Source organism: Sphingomonas cellulosilytica, from assembly GCF_052321755.1.
Lineage (GTDB): Bacteria > Pseudomonadota > Alphaproteobacteria > Sphingomonadales > Sphingomonadaceae > Sphingomonas.
Genome location: NZ_JBQRTT010000006.1, coordinates 130,902 through 146,922, shown reverse-complemented (window position 1 = coordinate 146,922; position 16,021 = coordinate 130,902). Strand labels below are relative to the sequence as shown.

The following is a 16,021-nucleotide window of genomic DNA, read 5'->3' as shown; positions in this document are numbered from 1 at the left end:
TCATGGCGAGGATCTCGATGCATGACCGCACCGTATCATTCCCGTGACGCCCGACAATGCGCCCTCGCTCAAGAACCGATCGCGCGCCCAAGGAGGGCAGCGAGGCCGGCGGCGCCGATCAGCAGCTGGCGCGGCCTGAGCGTCGCGAAGTAGCGGGGGGCGTTGCCGGACAAGGCGGCGCGGCGGTCGAGCAGCGCGGCGAGCACATAGCCCAGCACCAGCATCAGCAGCGCCATCGACGGCAGGCCGATCACCAGCGCCAGGCCGGCGAGCGTGAAATAGCCGATGCTGGTCGCGATCTCCTGCGGCTTGGAGGCGCGGGCATAGCCGAAGCCGAAGCCGCGGCGCACCCCGGCGATGAAGGCGAGGATCAGCGCACCCCAGATGATGCCGAGGTGCACCGCCCAGAACGGCCAGGGCGCCGGCAGCAGCCACGCGCCGATGCCGGCGGCGACCAGCGGCAGCATCGGGCCATAGCCGAGGATCGCGCCATCGGCGGGCATGTCGGGGCGGGTCGCGTCGTGGTTCATGGCGCGGGTAACGAGCGGAGCCGCGGCGGGTTGCCGGGGTGCGCGGACGATGGGGCACGGGGCCGGCCGGGCGTCGGATCGGCGGCTGGCCGACTGGCATAGCAAAGGGCCGGGGGATTGCTCCCCCGGCCCTCTTTGCGTGTGGCGGGCAGCGGCGAAGCCGCTGCCGTGACGTCGGACGTGTCCGGCGGCGTGGCCGCCGGCACGCTGGCCGTTCTGATTGTCTGTCCGGGGCAGGTTTCTCCTGCCCCGGTCGAACATCAGAAGTCCATGCCGCCCATGCCGCCCATGCCGCCGCCGCCGGGCATGGCCGGAGCCTTGTCCTCGGGCAGTTCCGAGACGGTCGCCTCGGTGGTGATGAGCAGGCCGGCGACCGACGCTGCGTTCTGGAGCGCGGTGCGGACGACCTTGGTCGGGTCGATCACGCCGGCCGCGACCAGGTTCTCGTAGGTGTCGGTCGACGCGTTGAAGCCGAACGAGGTGTCGTTCTGGTCGAGCAGCTTGCCCGACACGACCGCACCGTCATGGCCGGCGTTCTGCGCGATCTGGCGGACCAGCGCGGTGAGCGAACGGCGGACGATGTCGACGCCGCGCGTCTGGTCGTCGTTGGCGCCGGTGACGCCCTCGAGTGCCTTCGACGCGTAGAGCAGCGCCGTGCCGCCACCGGGGACGATGCCCTCTTCGACGGCCGCGCGGGTCGCGTGCAGCGCGTCGTCGACGCGGTCCTTGCGCTCCTTCACCTCGACCTCGGTCGAACCACCGACCTTGATGACCGCAACGCCGCCGGCGAGCTTGGCGAGACGCTCCTGGAGCTTCTCGCGGTCGTAGTCGCTGGTGGTGTTCTCGATCTGCGCGCGGATCGCCTCGGTGCGGCCCTTGATCGAATCGGCATCACCGGCGCCATCGACGATGGTGGTGTTGTCCTTGTCGATCGTGACGCGCTTGGCGGTGCCCAGCATGCCAACGGTGACGTTCTCGAGCTTGATGCCGAGGTCTTCCGAGATCATCTCGCCCTTGGTCAGGATCGCGATGTCTTCCAGCATCGCCTTGCGGCGATCGCCGAAGCCCGGCGCCTTGACCGCTGCGACCTTCAGACCGCCGCGCAGCTTGTTCACCACGAGCGTGGCCAGCGCCTCGCCCTCGATGTCCTCGGCGATGATGAGCAGCGGGCGACCCGACTGGACGACGGCTTCCAGGATCGGGAGCATCGCCTGCAGGTTGCTGAGCTTCTTCTCGTGGATCAGGATGTACGGGTCGTTCAGCTCGACCGTCATCTTTTCCGGGTTGGTGATGAAGTAGGGCGACAGGTAGCCGCGGTCGAACTGCATGCCCTCGACGACGTCCAGCTCGAATTCGAGGCCCTTGGCCTCCTCGACGGTGATGACGCCTTCCTTGCCGACCTTTTCCATCGCCTCGGCGATCTTCTCGCCGACTTCACGGTCGCCGTTGGCCGAGATGATGCCAACCTGCGCGACTTCCTGCGAACCCGAGACGGGCTTGGAGCGCGACTTGATGTCCTCGGTCACCTTGGTCACGGCGATGTCGATGCCGCGCTTCAGGTCCATCGGGTTCATGCCGGCCGCGACCGACTTCATGCCCTCGCGCACGATCGCCTGCGCCAGAACGGTCGCGGTCGTCGTGCCGTCGCCGGCGATGTCGTTGGTCTTCGAGGCCACTTCGCGCACCATCTGCGCGCCCATGTTCTCGAACTTGTCCTTGAGTTCGATCTCCTTGGCGACGGTGACGCCGTCCTTGGTGATGCGCGGTGCGCCGAAGCTCTTGTCGATCACGACGTTGCGGCCCTTCGGCCCCAGCGTGACCTTGACCGCGTCGGCGAGGATGTCGACGCCGCGCAGGATGCGCTCACGCGCGTCGCGGCCGAATTTTACGTCCTTGGCTGCCATGGTGGCTACCCTTTCAGTTGATCTGGAAAGTCACAAAAGTCGCACCCGCGCGGGGTGCGTCACGAAAGATCAGCCGACGATCCCGAGGATGTCGCTTTCCTTCATGATGAGCAGGTCTTCACCGTCGACCTTCACCTCGGTGCCCGACCACTTGCCGAACAGGATGCGGTCGCCGGCCTTGACGTCGAGCGGGGTGATCGTGCCGTTCTCGGCACGCGCGCCGGTGCCGGCGGCGACAACTTCGCCTTCCTGCGGCTTTTCCTTGGCGGTGTCGGGGATGATGATCCCGCCGGCCGTCTTCTCTTCCGCCTCAACGCGGCGGACGAGGACGCGGTCGTGCAACGGACGAAAGTTCATTGCGAAGTCCCTCTTTCAATCAGTGTTACAGATTTCTGGCACTCCGGATGCCCGAGTGCCAACGCCGCGGATATGTGCCGGGGCAATAGAGTCGTCAAGGGTGCGGGAAAGCCCGCCGACACAAATTTGACAAGGCGTGCGGCACCGCCGCCGAAGCGGGACACACACTCTGTCTTACCCTCCTAATACGGACCGTTGCGCCGCGCCCTCTCGTCCTCTACCGCTGGAGGGCACAAGTAGGAGCACGACGTGAAGCTGGTTCGGGGCGCATGGAAGCTGCTGGTGGCGATCAAGGACGGGTTGGTCCTGATCGCGATGCTGCTGTTCTTCGGGCTGTTGTTCGCGGCGCTCAACGCGCGGCCGGGCGCCAAGGCGATCCCCACGGGCGCGCTGCTGCTCGACCTCAAAGGCGCGATCGTCGAGCAGCCCGAGGAGACGAGCCCGTTCGCCGCTCTCTCCGGCGATACGATGCCGCGGCAATACCGGCTGCGCGACGTGCTGCGGGCGATCGACACCGCGCGCACCGACGATCGGGTGAAGGCGCTGGTGCTCGACCTCGACAGCTTCGGCGGCGGCTATCCGGCGACGCTCAACGAGGTGGGCGAGGCGATCCGCCGCTTCCGCGACACCAAGAAGCCGGTACTCGCCTATGCCACGGCCTATACCGATGCCGGCTATCGGCTGGCGGCGAACGCCAGCGAGATCTGGGTCAATCCGCTGGGCGGCACGATCTTCAGCGGGCCGGGCGGCAGCCAGCTGTATTACAAGGGGCTGATCGACAAGCTGGGCGTCGACGTCCACGTCTATCGCGTCGGCAAGTTCAAGAGCTTCGTCGAACCCTATACCCGCGCCGACCAGAGCCCGGATGCGCGCGCGGCGAACCAGCAGCTGCTCGGCTCGCTGTTCGGCCAGTGGCGCGAGGCGGTGGCACGCGCCCGGCCGCGCGCGCAGGTCGGCCAGTTCCTCGCCCAGCCGGACCGGCTGATCCTGGCGGCGAACGGCGACATCGCCAAGGCGAACCTGGCCGCCGGCATCGTCGACACGCTGGGCGACCGCATCGCTTTCGGCCAGCGTGTCGCCAAGCTGGTCGGCAGCGATGCGCGCAAGGCGGCGGGCAATTTCAACACCATCCGCTATGACGACTGGATCGGCGCGCACCCGTTGCCAAGCGCGGGCGATGCGATCGGCGTGGTCACCGTCGCCGGCGATATCGTCGATGGCGAAGGCGGCCCCGGCAGCGCGCATGGCGACACGATCGCCAAGCTGATCCTCAACGGCCTCGCCACCAAGAACCTGAAGGCGCTGGTGGTGCGCGTCGATTCGCCGGGCGGGTCGGTGCTCGCCTCCGAACGCATCCGCCTCGCCATCCTGCAGGCCAAGGCGAAGGGGCTGCCGATCGTCGTCTCGATGGGCGGCCTTGCCGCGTCCGGCGGCTATTGGGTGTCGACGCCGGGCCAGGTGATCTTCGCCGAGCCGGGCACGATCACCGGGTCGATCGGCATCTTCGGCATCATCCCGACCTTCGAGAAGACGCTCGCCAAGATCGGCGTCACCACCGACGGGGTGAAGACGACGCCGCTGTCCGGCCAGCCCGACGTGCTCGCCGGCACCACGCCGGAGCTCGACACGATCCTGCAGGCGGGGATCGAGAACGGCTATCGCCAGTTCCTCGCCCGCGTCGCCCAGTCGCGCGGGATGACGCCCGATCGGGTGAACGCGATCGCGCAGGGCCGGGTGTGGGACGGCGGCACCGCCCGCCAGCTGCACCTGGTCGACCGGTTCGGCGGGCTGGACGATGCGGTGGCCGAGGCGGCGAAGCGCGCGAAGCTCGATCCCGCCAAGGTCCATGCCGAATATCTGGAGAAGGCGCCCGGCTTTGCCGCGCAGCTGGCGCAGAGCCTCGGCCGCAAGGACGATGACGACGCGGGCGCAGGCGACGCGACCGGCAACGACGTGTTCGCGCGGATCGCGGCCGAGCGGCGCGGGCTGCTCGCCAAGGCGCTGGGCGACGTCAAGCGGCTGGCGCAGGCGGGATCGGTGCAGGCGCGCTGCCTGGAATGCGGCGGCCTGGGGCCGAGCGACACGGCGGGCGCCGATGCGCGGCTGCTCGACGTGATCCTGGCGCGGATCGGCCTGTAACGGTGATCGCGCTGCGCGCCGCGGTGCCGGAGGATGCCGCCGCGGTCGCGGCGATCTATGCGCCGCACGTGCTGGCGGGCACGGTGTCGTTCGAGACGGAGGCGCCGGACGCGCGGGCGATGCGCAGCCGGATGGCGTCCTCCGCCGGGCTCTACCCGTGGATCGTCGCGACCAACGGCGAGGCCACCGGCGGCGTGCTCGGCTATGCCTATGCGACGCGCTTTTCGGAGCGCGAGGCGTATCGCTGGGTGGTGGAGACGAGCATCTACGTCGCCGACGTGGCGCAGCGCCAGGGCGTCGGGCGGCTGCTGTACCGGGCGCTGGTCGACACGCTGCGCGCGCAGGGGTTCACGCAGGCGATCGGCCGGATCGCCCTGCCCAACACCACCTCGATCGCGCTGCACGAGGCGGTGGGCTTTCGCCGCGCCGGCGTGTTCCGCGAGGTCGGCTACAAGCATGGCCGGTGGATCGATGTGGGGTATTGGCAATGCGCGCTGGCCGAACCCGCTGCGCCGCCCGCGGAACCGCGGCGGTTTGCCGATGTGGGGGTGGTGCGGGGGTGAGCGGGCTTGGCGCTGATTGCGATACTCGACACTGGATCATGTTCTAAAAAACTCGAGACGGCTAAAGCTTGATGAAGGCCAAACGCTAACACATGTAGTGGAGAGACCTGATTGAAAGGGTGCCTACAAGTCATTTTTCCAATCGTCATATTGATTGGAATGGCGGTATATTGCTCTTTCCCGCATCCCATCCGTGATCAGGTACGATTGGAAGCGATTGCGGCCGAGTCACGGCATCTTCTGGCGATTTATCCGCTGCGCCCTACAGATCACAGCCAGCCGATTCCTCACGATAAATGGCCAGTCACCATCGCAGAGCTGAAGCCCTATTCGGTCTTTGTGCGCCATGGCATGATCGATATAACAACAAAGCCGTTTTTCGACGGGGGTTGGGGCTATGGCTTTACCTCTGACAGACGCAACCTGACGATGCTCGATGAATGTTGGTCCGATTTAGGCCACAACGTATATTGGCATGGTCCTTGTTGATCAAAGCTTCGAACTCGCTACCATGCAACGGTTTCGTCTACGACACTCGCTTTAGCATGTCGTCCGGCTGAGGTGACATGCCGAGGCTAGCCATCACGACCGCGCCCGGTACGCCGGCAGCGCGATGCGCCAGTGGATCGCGGCGGCGCGCAGGCCGAAGCCGGCGGCGGCGGCGATGATCGCGGCGGGGGCGCCGGCCAGCCCGAGCAGACCGAGCGCGACGTAGAGCGCGGACGACAGCGCCGCTGCGGTGACGTACAATTCGGGGCGCATCAGGATGGAGGGCTCGCCCGCCAGCACGTCGCGGATGATGCCGCCGACGCAGGCGGTGACCACCCCCATCAACGCCGCGGGCAGCGGGGGCACGCCATAGCCGATCGCCTTGGCCGCGCCGTAGACGGCGTAGGCGGCAAGGCCGACCGCGTCGAACCAGGCGAGCGCGCTGTCGCGCCACCAGCGTTCCGGCGTCACCCAGATCACCGCCGCCATCGCCAGGCAGACGGTGGCGGCCCGCGGATCGTGCACCCAGAATACCGGGGCATCGATCAGCAGGTCGCGCACCGTGCCGCCGCCGACCCCGGTGATGAGCGCGAAGAAGGCGAGCGTCACCGCCGTCTGCCCGCGCTTCGCCGCCGCCAGCGCGCCCGAGGCGGCGAACACCGCCAGCCCCGCCACGTCGAACCACGGCGCAAAGGCGGGCAGCAGCGAGGCGGTGGGCGGCAGCAGGGAGGCAGGCGGCAACATGACGGAGGCTCGCGTAGAGCATCCCGTGCCGTGCCGGAAGGTGGCGTGGGGCCCTGCTCCATGCGACCTTTCGAGCCGGGGTGCCCGGGCGGGGTTGGATGGTCGCGCGAAGACGCGAAGACGCGAAGGATGAGGGTTCACGCGGAGGCGCGGAGGCGCGGAGGTGTTTGGCTTGGTGTGGCCGCTGCTCTTCCCTCGCAGGCGACGAAGTTGTGACGGCGCTGCGCGCGGGGCTGGGTGGCCTGCCGCCTAGGGTTCGAACCGTTCTTCCCCAGCCTTCGTGCCGAGCGGGTCGAAGCACAGGTGAGCCTCGACGGCTCCGGGCGGTCTCCGCGCGTCGCGCGGTGTCACCGTAGGCCTAGGACCGTTCGACCTTCAATCCTCCCCCGCCAGGGGGAGGTGGCAGGCGTAGCCTGACGGAGGGGGAGGTAAGCAACGACCAGCGTTGGGAGTCCTCCCCCTCCGTCGCCTTCGGCGCCACCGCATCGGGGTCGATCATGCGCCCTGGCGATGGAGGATGAAGAGAATCCTTCATTCCGAATGTCGATCGGCTCTAGAAGCGGTGGCCGAGCACCAGGTTGACGACCGGGTTCAGCGGGCTGCCGATCGCGTTGCGTTGGGCGCGGGTCTGGCGGGCGATGTCGGCGGCGTCGTTGTAGGCGCGGCCCTTCATCGCCCCGATCTCGACGCCGACGCTGGTGTCCGGATCGATCCGGTCGGCATAGCCCATCGTCAGCGCCGGGCTGCGCCGCATCGTCGTCTTCAGGCCGGGGATGTTGAGCCGCCGCTGCGTCGGCAGCATGCCGTGCACCGACACTTCCATGGCGCGCGGGTTGAACAGGCGGGTGCCGGCGGACAGGTGGAAGCCATGGTCGCCGGCCGGGAAGAAATCGATCATCTGGCCGACGACGCGCGAATGCAGCCGGTCGCGCGGGCCCGCAGCCGTGGATTCCACCGTCAGGCGCAGGCGCAGCCGGCTGACGAGACGGGTCGAGCGCTCCACCGATCCGCCGACCGCGACCGGTGACAGGGTGAGCGGCAAGGGCGCGCGTGGCGCGGCGGCTGCTGGCGTCGGCAGGATCGGAGCGACGGCCGCAGTGGGCACCGGTGCGACCTGCGCCGCGGCAGCGCCCGCCATGCCGGTCGACGCCATCGCCGCCAGTCCCGCTGCCTGCCGCCACGACATTCGCATATCGCATCCCCCGCCGCAGCGGCCCTGCCCTCGCGCCCGTCACCCACGGTGCGCATCCGCTGCGTGACGATAGACGACACGCGCCCGATCAAGGCGCAATTGTGGCAGCGCCGATTGCGACGATGCGTGGCTTTCCGTCGTCCAGGCGAGGTGGCGGCGGAAGCGCTGGCCAAGCGGGGCGGGCTTGGCTAAGGGCGGCGGCTTCGATCTCCACTCGCGAACAGAGCACAGGCCATGGGTTTCCGCTGCGGTATCGTGGGCCTGCCGAACGTCGGCAAGTCCACCCTTTTCAACGCGCTGACCGAAACGGCAGCGGCGCAGGCGGCCAATTATCCGTTCTGCACGATCGAGCCGAACGTCGGCAACGTCGCGGTGCCCGACCCGCGGCTCTACACGCTGGCGGAGATCGCCGGATCGGCGAAGGTCATCGAGACGCAGCTCGCCTTCGTCGATATCGCTGGGCTGGTGCGCGGTGCATCCAAGGGCGAGGGCCTGGGCAACCAGTTCCTGGGCAATATCCGCGAGGTGGATGCGATCGTCCACGTGCTGCGCTGTTTCGAGAACGGCGACGTGACGCACGTCGAGGGCAAGGTCGATCCGATCGCCGATGCCGAGACGGTCGAGACGGAGCTGATGCTGTCCGACCTCGAAAGCCTCGAAAAGCGCGTCCCCAATCTCGTCAAGAAGGGGCAGCAGGGCGACAAGGAGGCGAAGATCGGCGCGAGCGTGCTCGGCCAGGCGCTGGAGTTGCTGCGCGAGGGCAAGCCGGCGCGGCTGACCCAGCCCAAGGATGCCGAGGAGGCGCGCGTGTTCGCCCAGGCGCAGCTCATCACGGCCAAGCCGGTGCTCTACGTCTGCAACGTCGACGAAGGCGATGCGGCGAACGGCAATGCGCTGTCGGCGCGGGTGTTCGACAAGGCCAGGGCGGAGGGTGCCGAGGCGGTGGTGGTCTCGGCCGCGATCGAGGCGGAGATCGCGACCATGCCGCCCGAGGACCGGACCGAGTTCCTCAGCGAGCTGGGGCTTGCCGAAACCGGGCTCGCCCGCGTCATCACCGCCGGGTACAGGCTGCTGAAGCTGCTCACCTTCTTCACCGTGGGGCCGAAGGAGGCGCGCGCCTGGACGGTGCATGCCGGCGCCAAGGCGCCGCAGGCCGCCGGCGAGATCCATACCGATTTCGAGCGCGGCTTCATCCGCGCCGAAACCATCGCCTATGACGATTACGTCGCCTGCAAGGGCGAAGCCGGCGCGCGCGAGACGGGCAAGCTGCGCCAGGAGGGCAAGGAATATGTCGTCCACGACGGCGATGTGATGCTGTTCCGGTTCAACGTTTGAGTGTGCGGCTCCGGTAACAGGCTATCGCATATGGGTGCCTGATCCGAGGCGGTGTTCTCTCATCCTCGTCGTGCCGGGCTTGGTCCGGCATCCACCGTGCCGCACACCAATACGCTGTTGGTTTTGCGGCACGGTGGACCCCGGAACGAGTCCGGGGTGACGGAGAATACGCGGATGCCATGCCCCCTCACCCGAGCCCGGCAGCCATCTCCGCAATAGGCGATAGCCCTGCGTGGACGGGGGAGAGGGAGGGAGCACCGGCTTTCTCGCCGCACCGCCGCTTGTGGCAGTCACCCTGTCCCGCGTAGAGGTCGCTCGCCCTCTCCTCGTTCGGGACGATTCCCTCGTGAGATTCCTTGCCCTCGCCGCCTGTGCGCTCTCGCTTGCGGGTTGCACCCTGCCCTATACGCCTGCGGCCCTCTCCCCCGTCACGCAGGTGGCGCCGCCTGCCACCGGGGCGGTGCTGCCCGTCGCCGCGCCGATGGCAGCCAATGCGCCGGTCACGATCCTCGTGTCGATCGACGGGTTCCGGCCCGACTATCTCGATCGCGGGGTGACGCCGAACCTGTCGGCGCTGGCGGCGAACGGCGTGTCGGCGTCGATGCGCCCCTCCTTCCCCTCCGTCACCTTTCCCAATCACTGGACGCTGGTGACCGGCAAGGTGCCCGACCACCACGGCATCGTCGGCAACAGCATGGAGGACCCGGCGCGGCCGGGCGAAACCTTCACCATGGCGAACGACGATCCGTTCTGGTGGAACGCGGCCGAACCGATCTGGGTGACGGCGGAAAAGGCGGGCGTGCGGACGGCGACGATGTTCTGGCCGGGCGCCAATGTCGGCTGGGGTGGCACGCTGATCCCCGACAGCCATGGCGCGGTGCGCGGCGCGACCCGGCCGGAGGACTGGCAGCAGTTCAACCAGGCGGTGACCGGGGCGCAGCGCGTCGATGCGGTGATCGACTGGATGCGCCGGCCGGCGGCGACGCGGCCGCGCTTCGTCACGCTTTATTTCGACACGGTCGACAGCGCCGGCCACGCGCATGGGCCGCGATCGCCGGAGGTGACGCAGGCGGTCGCCGACGTCGACGTGCAGATCGGCCGCCTGGTGGCGGGGCTGCGCGGCCTGAACCAGCCGGCGAACCTCGTCATCGTCGCCGATCACGGCATGTCCGCGACGAGCAGCGACCGCGTCATCGTGATGGACCGGATCGCCGACCCCGCCGACTATCGCCCGCTCAACAGCGGACCCTATATGGGCCTCTACCCCGTGGCCGGGCATGAGGCCGCGTTGGCGGCGGCGCTGCTGAAGCCGCACGCCCACATGCAGTGCTGGCGCAAGAGCGCGATCCCGGCGCGGTTCCGCTACGGCACCAATCCGCGCGTCCCGCCCTATATCTGCCTTGCCGAACCGGGCTGGATGATCGCCAAGACCGCGTCGTCCAAGCCGTTCAGCGGCGGCGCGCATGGCTATGACAACCGGGCGCCCGACATGGCAGCGCTGTTCATCGCCAACGGGCCGGCATTCCCGGCGGGCAAGCGGCTGGCGAGCTTCGACAATGTCGACATCAACCCGCTGCTGCGCGACCTGATCGGGCTGGCGCCCGGCACGGGACTGGACGGCGACGACACCCCGTTCCGGCAGGTGCTCAAGCGATAGGAGAGGCACGGATGCAATATTTCGAGGATATCGAGGTCGGGTCGACGGCGCGCTTCGGCGACTATGCGGTGACCCGTGACGAGGTGGTCGCCTTTGCCGAGAGATACGATCCGCAGCCGTTCCACCTGTCCGACGAGGCGGCGGCGACGACCTATTTCGGGCGGCTGTCGGCAAGCGGCTGGCATACCTGCGCGATGACGATGGCGATGCTGGTCGCGCATCTAAAGGCGAACCGGCAGGCGGGGCTGGGATCGCCGGGCATCGACGAATTGCGCTGGCTGAAGCCGGTCTATCCCGGCGACCGGCTGCGCTGCGAAAGCGAGGTGCTGGAGAAGCGCCGCTCCGCCAGCCGGCCGGAGATGGGGATCTTCAAGAGCCGGATGGCGGTGTTCAACCAGGACGACGAGATGGTGATGACGTTCGTGTCGAACGGGCTGATCGCGACGCGCGAGCGGTGAGGCAGCCTCCACCCCGGCGGGAACCGGGGTGGATACGATGATTGGGCGTCAGCGCGGGCCGCGGCCGCCGCCGCGGTTGCCGCCGCCGCGATTGCCGCCCCAGCCGCCGCGGTTACCGCCCCAGTTGCGGCCGCCGCCGCCCCAGCTGCGCTGGCCGGGCGTCGCCTGCGGCGTCGTGGCGCCGGGCGTCGGCGCGGGCTGGCCGGAGAGGCCCTGGCGGTTGCCGCGCCAATTGCCCCGGCCGCTCCCCCGGTCGCCGTCGCCGCGCCAGGTGCCGCGATTGCCGTTCCAGCCCTGGCCCGGGATGCCGCCGGGATTGCGGTTGCCGCGGATGCCGTCACCACGGCGGTCGAAGCCGTTCCAGTCGTTGCGGAAGTTGCGATCGCCGCGCCAGGCGTTGCGGCGCCCTTCCCAATAGCGGCGCTGGCCGTCGTTCCAGCGATAGGGCCGGCGGTATTGATCGTAGACGTAGATGCCGGTGCCCGGATAATAATAATTGCCGTACCAGCCGAAATAGCTGGGATAGCCGCCATAGCCGTAGCCGCCGTAGTAGGGGTCGGCATAGCCGTAGCCGTCGCCATAATAACCGCCGCCGCCATAGCCGACCGCGACCCCGCTATAGCCATACCCATCGGTGCAAGCCGCGGTGCCGAGGCCGGCGCCGAGGATCAGCCCCAGCAGGGCGAGACGCTTTGCGGCCAAACGCTTGAGGAACATGATGCTCTCCTGAGTCCCATACGGGCGCGAGCATGATGGCCAGGACGCGCCGGTTCGTCGTTCAACGAGGGCGGATCATCGCAGGTTCCGGCTGAACGGTTAATGACCGGCGAAGGATAGCAGCGCATCGACGCGGATGCCGTCGGCGCGCAACGCCGCGGCACCGCCGAGGTCGGGCAGGTCGATGACGAACTGCGCCTGCTCCACCGCGGCACCCGCCTTGCGCAGCAGGCGCACCGCCGCGCGCGCGGTGCCGCCGGTGGCGATCAGATCGTCGACCAGCAGCACGCGCTGGCCGGGCACCAGCGCATCCTCGTGCATGGCGATCCGGTCCTCGCCATATTCCAGCGCATAATCCTCGGCGATGGTCGCGCCGGGCAGCTTGCCGTCCTTGCGGATCAGCAGCACGCCGGCGTTCAGCGGCACCGCGAGCGCGGCGGCGAACAGGAAGCCGCGCGCCTCGATCCCGGCGACGAGGTCGACCGGACCTTGCGTCGCTGCGACCATCCGCTCGACGGTGGCGGCGAGGCCGGCGGGATCGAGCAGCAGCGTGGTGATGTCGCGGAACTGGATGCCGGGCTTCGGAAAGTCCGGGATCGTGCGGATCAGCGCCTTCAGATCGTCGTTCATCCCCGCGCTGTCGCGTGATGCGGGCGCGGGGTCAACCGCCATCCCGGCCGGCACCGGGATGGCGGGCGATCGCTATTCCGCCGGCTGCGCGCCGCCCTCGTCGTGGCCGAGGCGGCCGGGGACCGGGCCGAGCGTCGGCTGGTTCGGGCCGGCGATCCCGACCACGGTGCTGCCGTCGTCGCCCGGGCGATAGGTGAGCAGGCGCCGGCCGAGCCGCGGCCCGACGTAGCGCTCTACCCCCACCGCCAGGCTGAACGCCGCCGGCACGATCACCAGCGTCAGCAGGGTGGAGAGGATGAGGCCGCCGATCACGACGATGCCCATCGGCGCGCGCCACGATCCGTCGCCGCCCAGCGACAGCGCGGTCGGGACCATGCCGGCGACCATCGCGACGGTGGTCATCACGATCGGCTGCGCGCGCTTGTGCCCGGCGTCGATGATCGCGGTCAGGGTGTCGACGCCCTTGTTCATCTCTTCCAGCGCGAAATCGATCAGCAGGATCGAATTCTTGGCGACGATGCCGAGCAGCATGAGCAGGCCGATGAAGACGGGCAGCGACAGCGGATTGCCGGTCGCCCACAGCGCCAGCAGTCCGCCGAGCGGCGCGAGCAGCAGCGAGGCCATGTTGACGAACGGCGGCAGCGCGCGGCGGTAGAGCAGCACCAGCACCGCAAAGACGAGGAAGGTGCCCGAGATGACGGCGATGACGAAGTTCTTCAGCATCTCCGCCTGCCACTTCGCCTGCCCCAGCGTCAGCTTGTTCACGCCCAGCGGCAGGTTCTTCATGATCGGCAGGTTGTCGATCTCCTTCTGCGCGACGCCCGAGACGACGCCGGGCGCGAGGTCCGCACCCACCGCGATGCGGCGCTGCTGGTTGACGCGATCGATCTGGGTCGGCCCCGAACCCAGGCTGATATCGGCGATGAGGTTCAGCGGCACCGATCCGCCCGACTGGGTGGAGACGGGCAGGTTCTGGATCGTCGACAATTCCGTCCGCGCGCCCTGATCGAGTGCGACGCGGATCGGCACCTGCCGGTCGGAGAGCGAGAAGCGCGCCGAATTCTGGTCGATATCGCCCAGCGTCGCGATGCGGATCGCGCTGGAGAGCGCCTGCGTCGTCACGCCCAGATTGGCGGCGAGGTCGAAGCGCGGCTTGATGACGATTTCCGGCCGCTGGAGGTTGCCAGAGATGCGCGGCTGGGTGAGCATCGGCAGCCGCGCCATCTGGTCGACCAGCGTGTTGGCGGTCTTCTGGAGCAGCGCGGGATCGTCGCCGCCCAGCACCACCGTCATGTCGCGGCCCGAGGATCCCCAGCCGAACTGCGAGCGGAAGCCGACGCGGGCGTCCGGAATGCTGGCGAGCTGCGGCGCGAGGTTGCGTTCGAATTCGGTGCTGGTGACGGTGCGATCGTCCTTCAGCGTCGCCGACACGCGGCCGGTGTTGACCGCGCCGTTGGAACCGGTGCGGGCGTAGACGGAGGCGACCTCCGGCTGGCGGCGCAGCAGGTCGGCGACCCGCGTCACCACCGCATCGGTCTGCGCGAGCGTCGCGCCCGGCACCATCTCGATCGTCGCGGTCGAATTGTCGCTGTTCTCGGGCGGCTGGAACTGCATCGGCACCACGCCGAACATCACCAGCGTCAGCGCGAAGGCGACGAAGCCCAGCCCCATCACCCACATGCGATGGTCGCGCCAGCGGCTGGTGAAGCGATGCATGCCGCCGCGCGCCGCGCTCGCCTTTTGCCGGGTGCTGTCGAGCGTCCAGCGCAACACCGCCATATAGGCATCCATCAGCCGCCCCTCGCCATGGCTGGCATGGCCGAAGCTCTTGAGGAAATAGGCGGCGATCATCGGCGTGATGAGGCGCGCGACGGCAAGGCTCATCAGCACCGACACGACGACGGTGAGGCCGAAGTTCTGGAAATACTGGCCGGAGATGCCGGGCATCAGGCTGACCGGCATGAACACGGCGACGATCGACATGGTGGTCGCGAGCACGGCGAGGCCGATCTCGTCCGCCGCGTCGATCGAGGCCTGATAGGCGGATTTGCCCATCCGCATGTGCCGGACGATATTCTCGATCTCCACGATCGCGTCGTCGACCAGCACGCCCGCGACCAGGCTCAACCCCAGCAATGTCATCTGGTTGAGGTTGAAGCCGAGCAATTCCATGAACCAGAAGGTCGGGATCGCCGACAGCGGGATGGCGAGCGCCGAGATCAGCGTCGCGCGCCAGTCGCGCAGGAACAGGAACACCACCAGCACCGCGAGCACCGCACCCTCGATCATCGCATGGATCGCGGATTCGTACTGGATCTCGGTATATTTGACGCTGTTCGAACGCAGGATGAAGTGGACGTTCGGATTGCGCTTCTCCAGCGCCTGCAGCTTCTGCACCGCTTCGTTGAAGACGCTGACGTCAGATGCACCCTTGGCACGCTGGAAATCGAAGCTGATCGCCTGCCGCCCGTCGACCGCGGCGCGGCTGCGCTGTTCGGCATAGAGGTCGCGCACCGTCGCGATGTCGGCGAGCCGCACGGTGCGGCCGTTGCCGACGTTGATCTGCGTCTGGGCGAGATCGTTGGCGTTGCGGGCGTTGCCGAGCACGCGCACCGACTGTTCCGACCCGGCGATCTCCGCCCGGCCGCCGGCGGCGTTGAGGTTGATCTGGCGCAGCTGGGCGTTGACCTGGCTCGCGGTCAGCCCCTGGCTTTGCAGCTTGAGCGGATCGAGGATCACGCGGATCTCGCGGCTGACGCCGCCGTTGCGGTTGACCGCGGCCATGCCGGGGACGGACAGCAGCTCCTTGGTGACGGTGTTGTCGATGTACCAGCTGAGCTGTTCCACCGTCATGTCGCTGGCGATCGCCGAATAGCTGGCGAGATCGTTGTCGGTGGTGTCGGCGCGGAAGATCTGCGGTTCCAGGATGCCTTCGGGCAGGTTGCTGCGGATCTGGGCGATCTTGTCGCGCGTGTCGTTGACGGCGCGGTCGATCGGCGTGCCGATGGCGAGCTGGACGACGGTGGTCGACTGGCCTTCGGTGACCGTCGAGGTGATCTCGTCGATGCCCTGGAGCGAACGCACCGCCGATTCGACGCGGTTCGTCACCTGGTTTTCGAGCTCGGTCGGCGCCGCGCCGGGCTGGCTGATGACGACGATGACGACGGGGAAGTCGATATCCGGATCGTTGTTCACGTCCATCCGCATGAAGCTGACGATCCCCGCCAGCGTCAGCGCGATGAACAGCACGATCGGCGGAACCGGGTTGCGGATCGCCCAGGCGGAGATGTTGCGGAAGCTCATATC

The 16,021-nt window shown here is 68.3% G+C and carries 14 protein-coding genes; 6 read left to right on the top strand and 8 right to left on the bottom strand.

Features of this window, described 5'->3' with window-relative positions:
- Positions 1-68: 68 nt before the first annotated feature.
- The 3 genes from ACTZQ5_RS11385 to groES form a co-directional block, all read right to left on the bottom strand.
- Positions 69-530, bottom strand: coding sequence for a DUF3429 domain-containing protein (locus ACTZQ5_RS11385; protein ID WP_443585305.1), 462 nt, complete (start codon positions 528-530; stop codon positions 69-71).
- Positions 531-790: 260 nt separating this feature from the next.
- A complete protein-coding gene (gene groL / locus ACTZQ5_RS11380) occupies positions 791-2,434 on the bottom strand; it encodes a chaperonin GroEL (protein WP_443585304.1) in 1,644 nt (547 codons plus the stop codon).
- A gap of 69 nt (positions 2,435-2,503) precedes the next feature.
- Positions 2,504-2,791 (bottom strand): co-chaperone GroES, encoded by a 288-nt coding sequence (groES, locus tag ACTZQ5_RS11375; RefSeq protein ID WP_443585303.1) that lies wholly within the window; start codon positions 2,789-2,791, stop codon positions 2,504-2,506.
- Positions 2,792-3,040: 249 nt separating this feature from the next.
- Between groES and sppA the strand changes: the two genes are divergently transcribed.
- The 3 genes from sppA (at position 3,041) to ACTZQ5_RS11360 (ending at position 5,982) form a co-directional block, all read left to right on the top strand.
- The gene (gene sppA / locus ACTZQ5_RS11370) at positions 3,041-4,930 is read left to right on the top strand and encodes a signal peptide peptidase SppA (protein WP_443585302.1); all 1,890 of its coding nucleotides are present in this window, start codon (positions 3,041-3,043) and stop codon (positions 4,928-4,930) included.
- Positions 4,931-4,932: 2 nt separating this feature from the next.
- Positions 4,933-5,493, top strand: coding sequence for a GNAT family N-acetyltransferase (locus tag ACTZQ5_RS11365; protein ID WP_443585301.1), 561 nt, complete (start codon positions 4,933-4,935; stop codon positions 5,491-5,493).
- A 159-nt stretch (positions 5,494-5,652) separates the two neighbouring features.
- Positions 5,653-5,982 (top strand): hypothetical protein, encoded by a 330-nt coding sequence (locus ACTZQ5_RS11360; protein WP_443585300.1) that lies wholly within the window; start codon positions 5,653-5,655, stop codon positions 5,980-5,982.
- Positions 5,983-6,075: 93 nt separating this feature from the next.
- Here the strand turns inward: ACTZQ5_RS11360 and ACTZQ5_RS11355 are convergent, their stop codons facing one another.
- Positions 6,076-6,726, bottom strand: coding sequence for a trimeric intracellular cation channel family protein (locus ACTZQ5_RS11355; RefSeq protein WP_443585299.1), 651 nt, complete (start codon positions 6,724-6,726; stop codon positions 6,076-6,078).
- Positions 6,727-7,279: 553 nt separating this feature from the next.
- A complete protein-coding gene (locus tag ACTZQ5_RS11350) occupies positions 7,280-7,912 on the bottom strand; it encodes a hypothetical protein (RefSeq protein WP_443585298.1) in 633 nt (210 codons plus the stop codon).
- A 240-nt stretch (positions 7,913-8,152) separates the two neighbouring features.
- On the opposite strand from ACTZQ5_RS11350, the gene ychF reads away from it, so the two are divergent.
- The 3 genes from ychF to ACTZQ5_RS11335 all read left to right on the top strand — a co-directional run bounded on the left by ychF (position 8,153) and on the right by ACTZQ5_RS11335 (position 11,368).
- Positions 8,153-9,253: a redox-regulated ATPase YchF gene (gene ychF, locus ACTZQ5_RS11345; RefSeq protein ID WP_443585297.1), complete on the top strand. Its 1,101-nt coding sequence runs from the start codon at positions 8,153-8,155 to the stop codon at positions 9,251-9,253.
- A 346-nt stretch (positions 9,254-9,599) separates the two neighbouring features.
- Positions 9,600-10,910, top strand: coding sequence for an alkaline phosphatase family protein (locus ACTZQ5_RS11340; protein WP_443585296.1), 1,311 nt, complete (start codon positions 9,600-9,602; stop codon positions 10,908-10,910).
- An 11-nt stretch (positions 10,911-10,921) separates the two neighbouring features.
- Positions 10,922-11,368, top strand: coding sequence for a MaoC family dehydratase (locus ACTZQ5_RS11335; RefSeq protein WP_443585295.1), 447 nt, complete (start codon positions 10,922-10,924; stop codon positions 11,366-11,368).
- 48 nt (positions 11,369-11,416) lie between these two features.
- Here ACTZQ5_RS11335 and ACTZQ5_RS11330 read toward each other — a convergent pair whose 3' ends face one another.
- From ACTZQ5_RS11330 to ACTZQ5_RS11320, 3 genes are all read right to left on the bottom strand, one after another.
- Complete coding sequence (locus ACTZQ5_RS11330) at positions 11,417-12,085, bottom strand: hypothetical protein (RefSeq protein ID WP_443585294.1); 669 nt, start codon at positions 12,083-12,085, stop codon at positions 11,417-11,419.
- Between the two features lie 99 nt (positions 12,086-12,184).
- Positions 12,185-12,715, bottom strand: coding sequence for an adenine phosphoribosyltransferase (locus tag ACTZQ5_RS11325; protein ID WP_443585293.1), 531 nt, complete (start codon positions 12,713-12,715; stop codon positions 12,185-12,187).
- A 72-nt stretch (positions 12,716-12,787) separates the two neighbouring features.
- Positions 12,788-16,018, bottom strand: a complete 3,231-nt coding sequence (locus tag ACTZQ5_RS11320; RefSeq protein ID WP_443585292.1) for an efflux RND transporter permease subunit — start codon at positions 16,016-16,018, stop codon at positions 12,788-12,790.
- Positions 16,019-16,021: the final 3 nt, after the last annotated feature.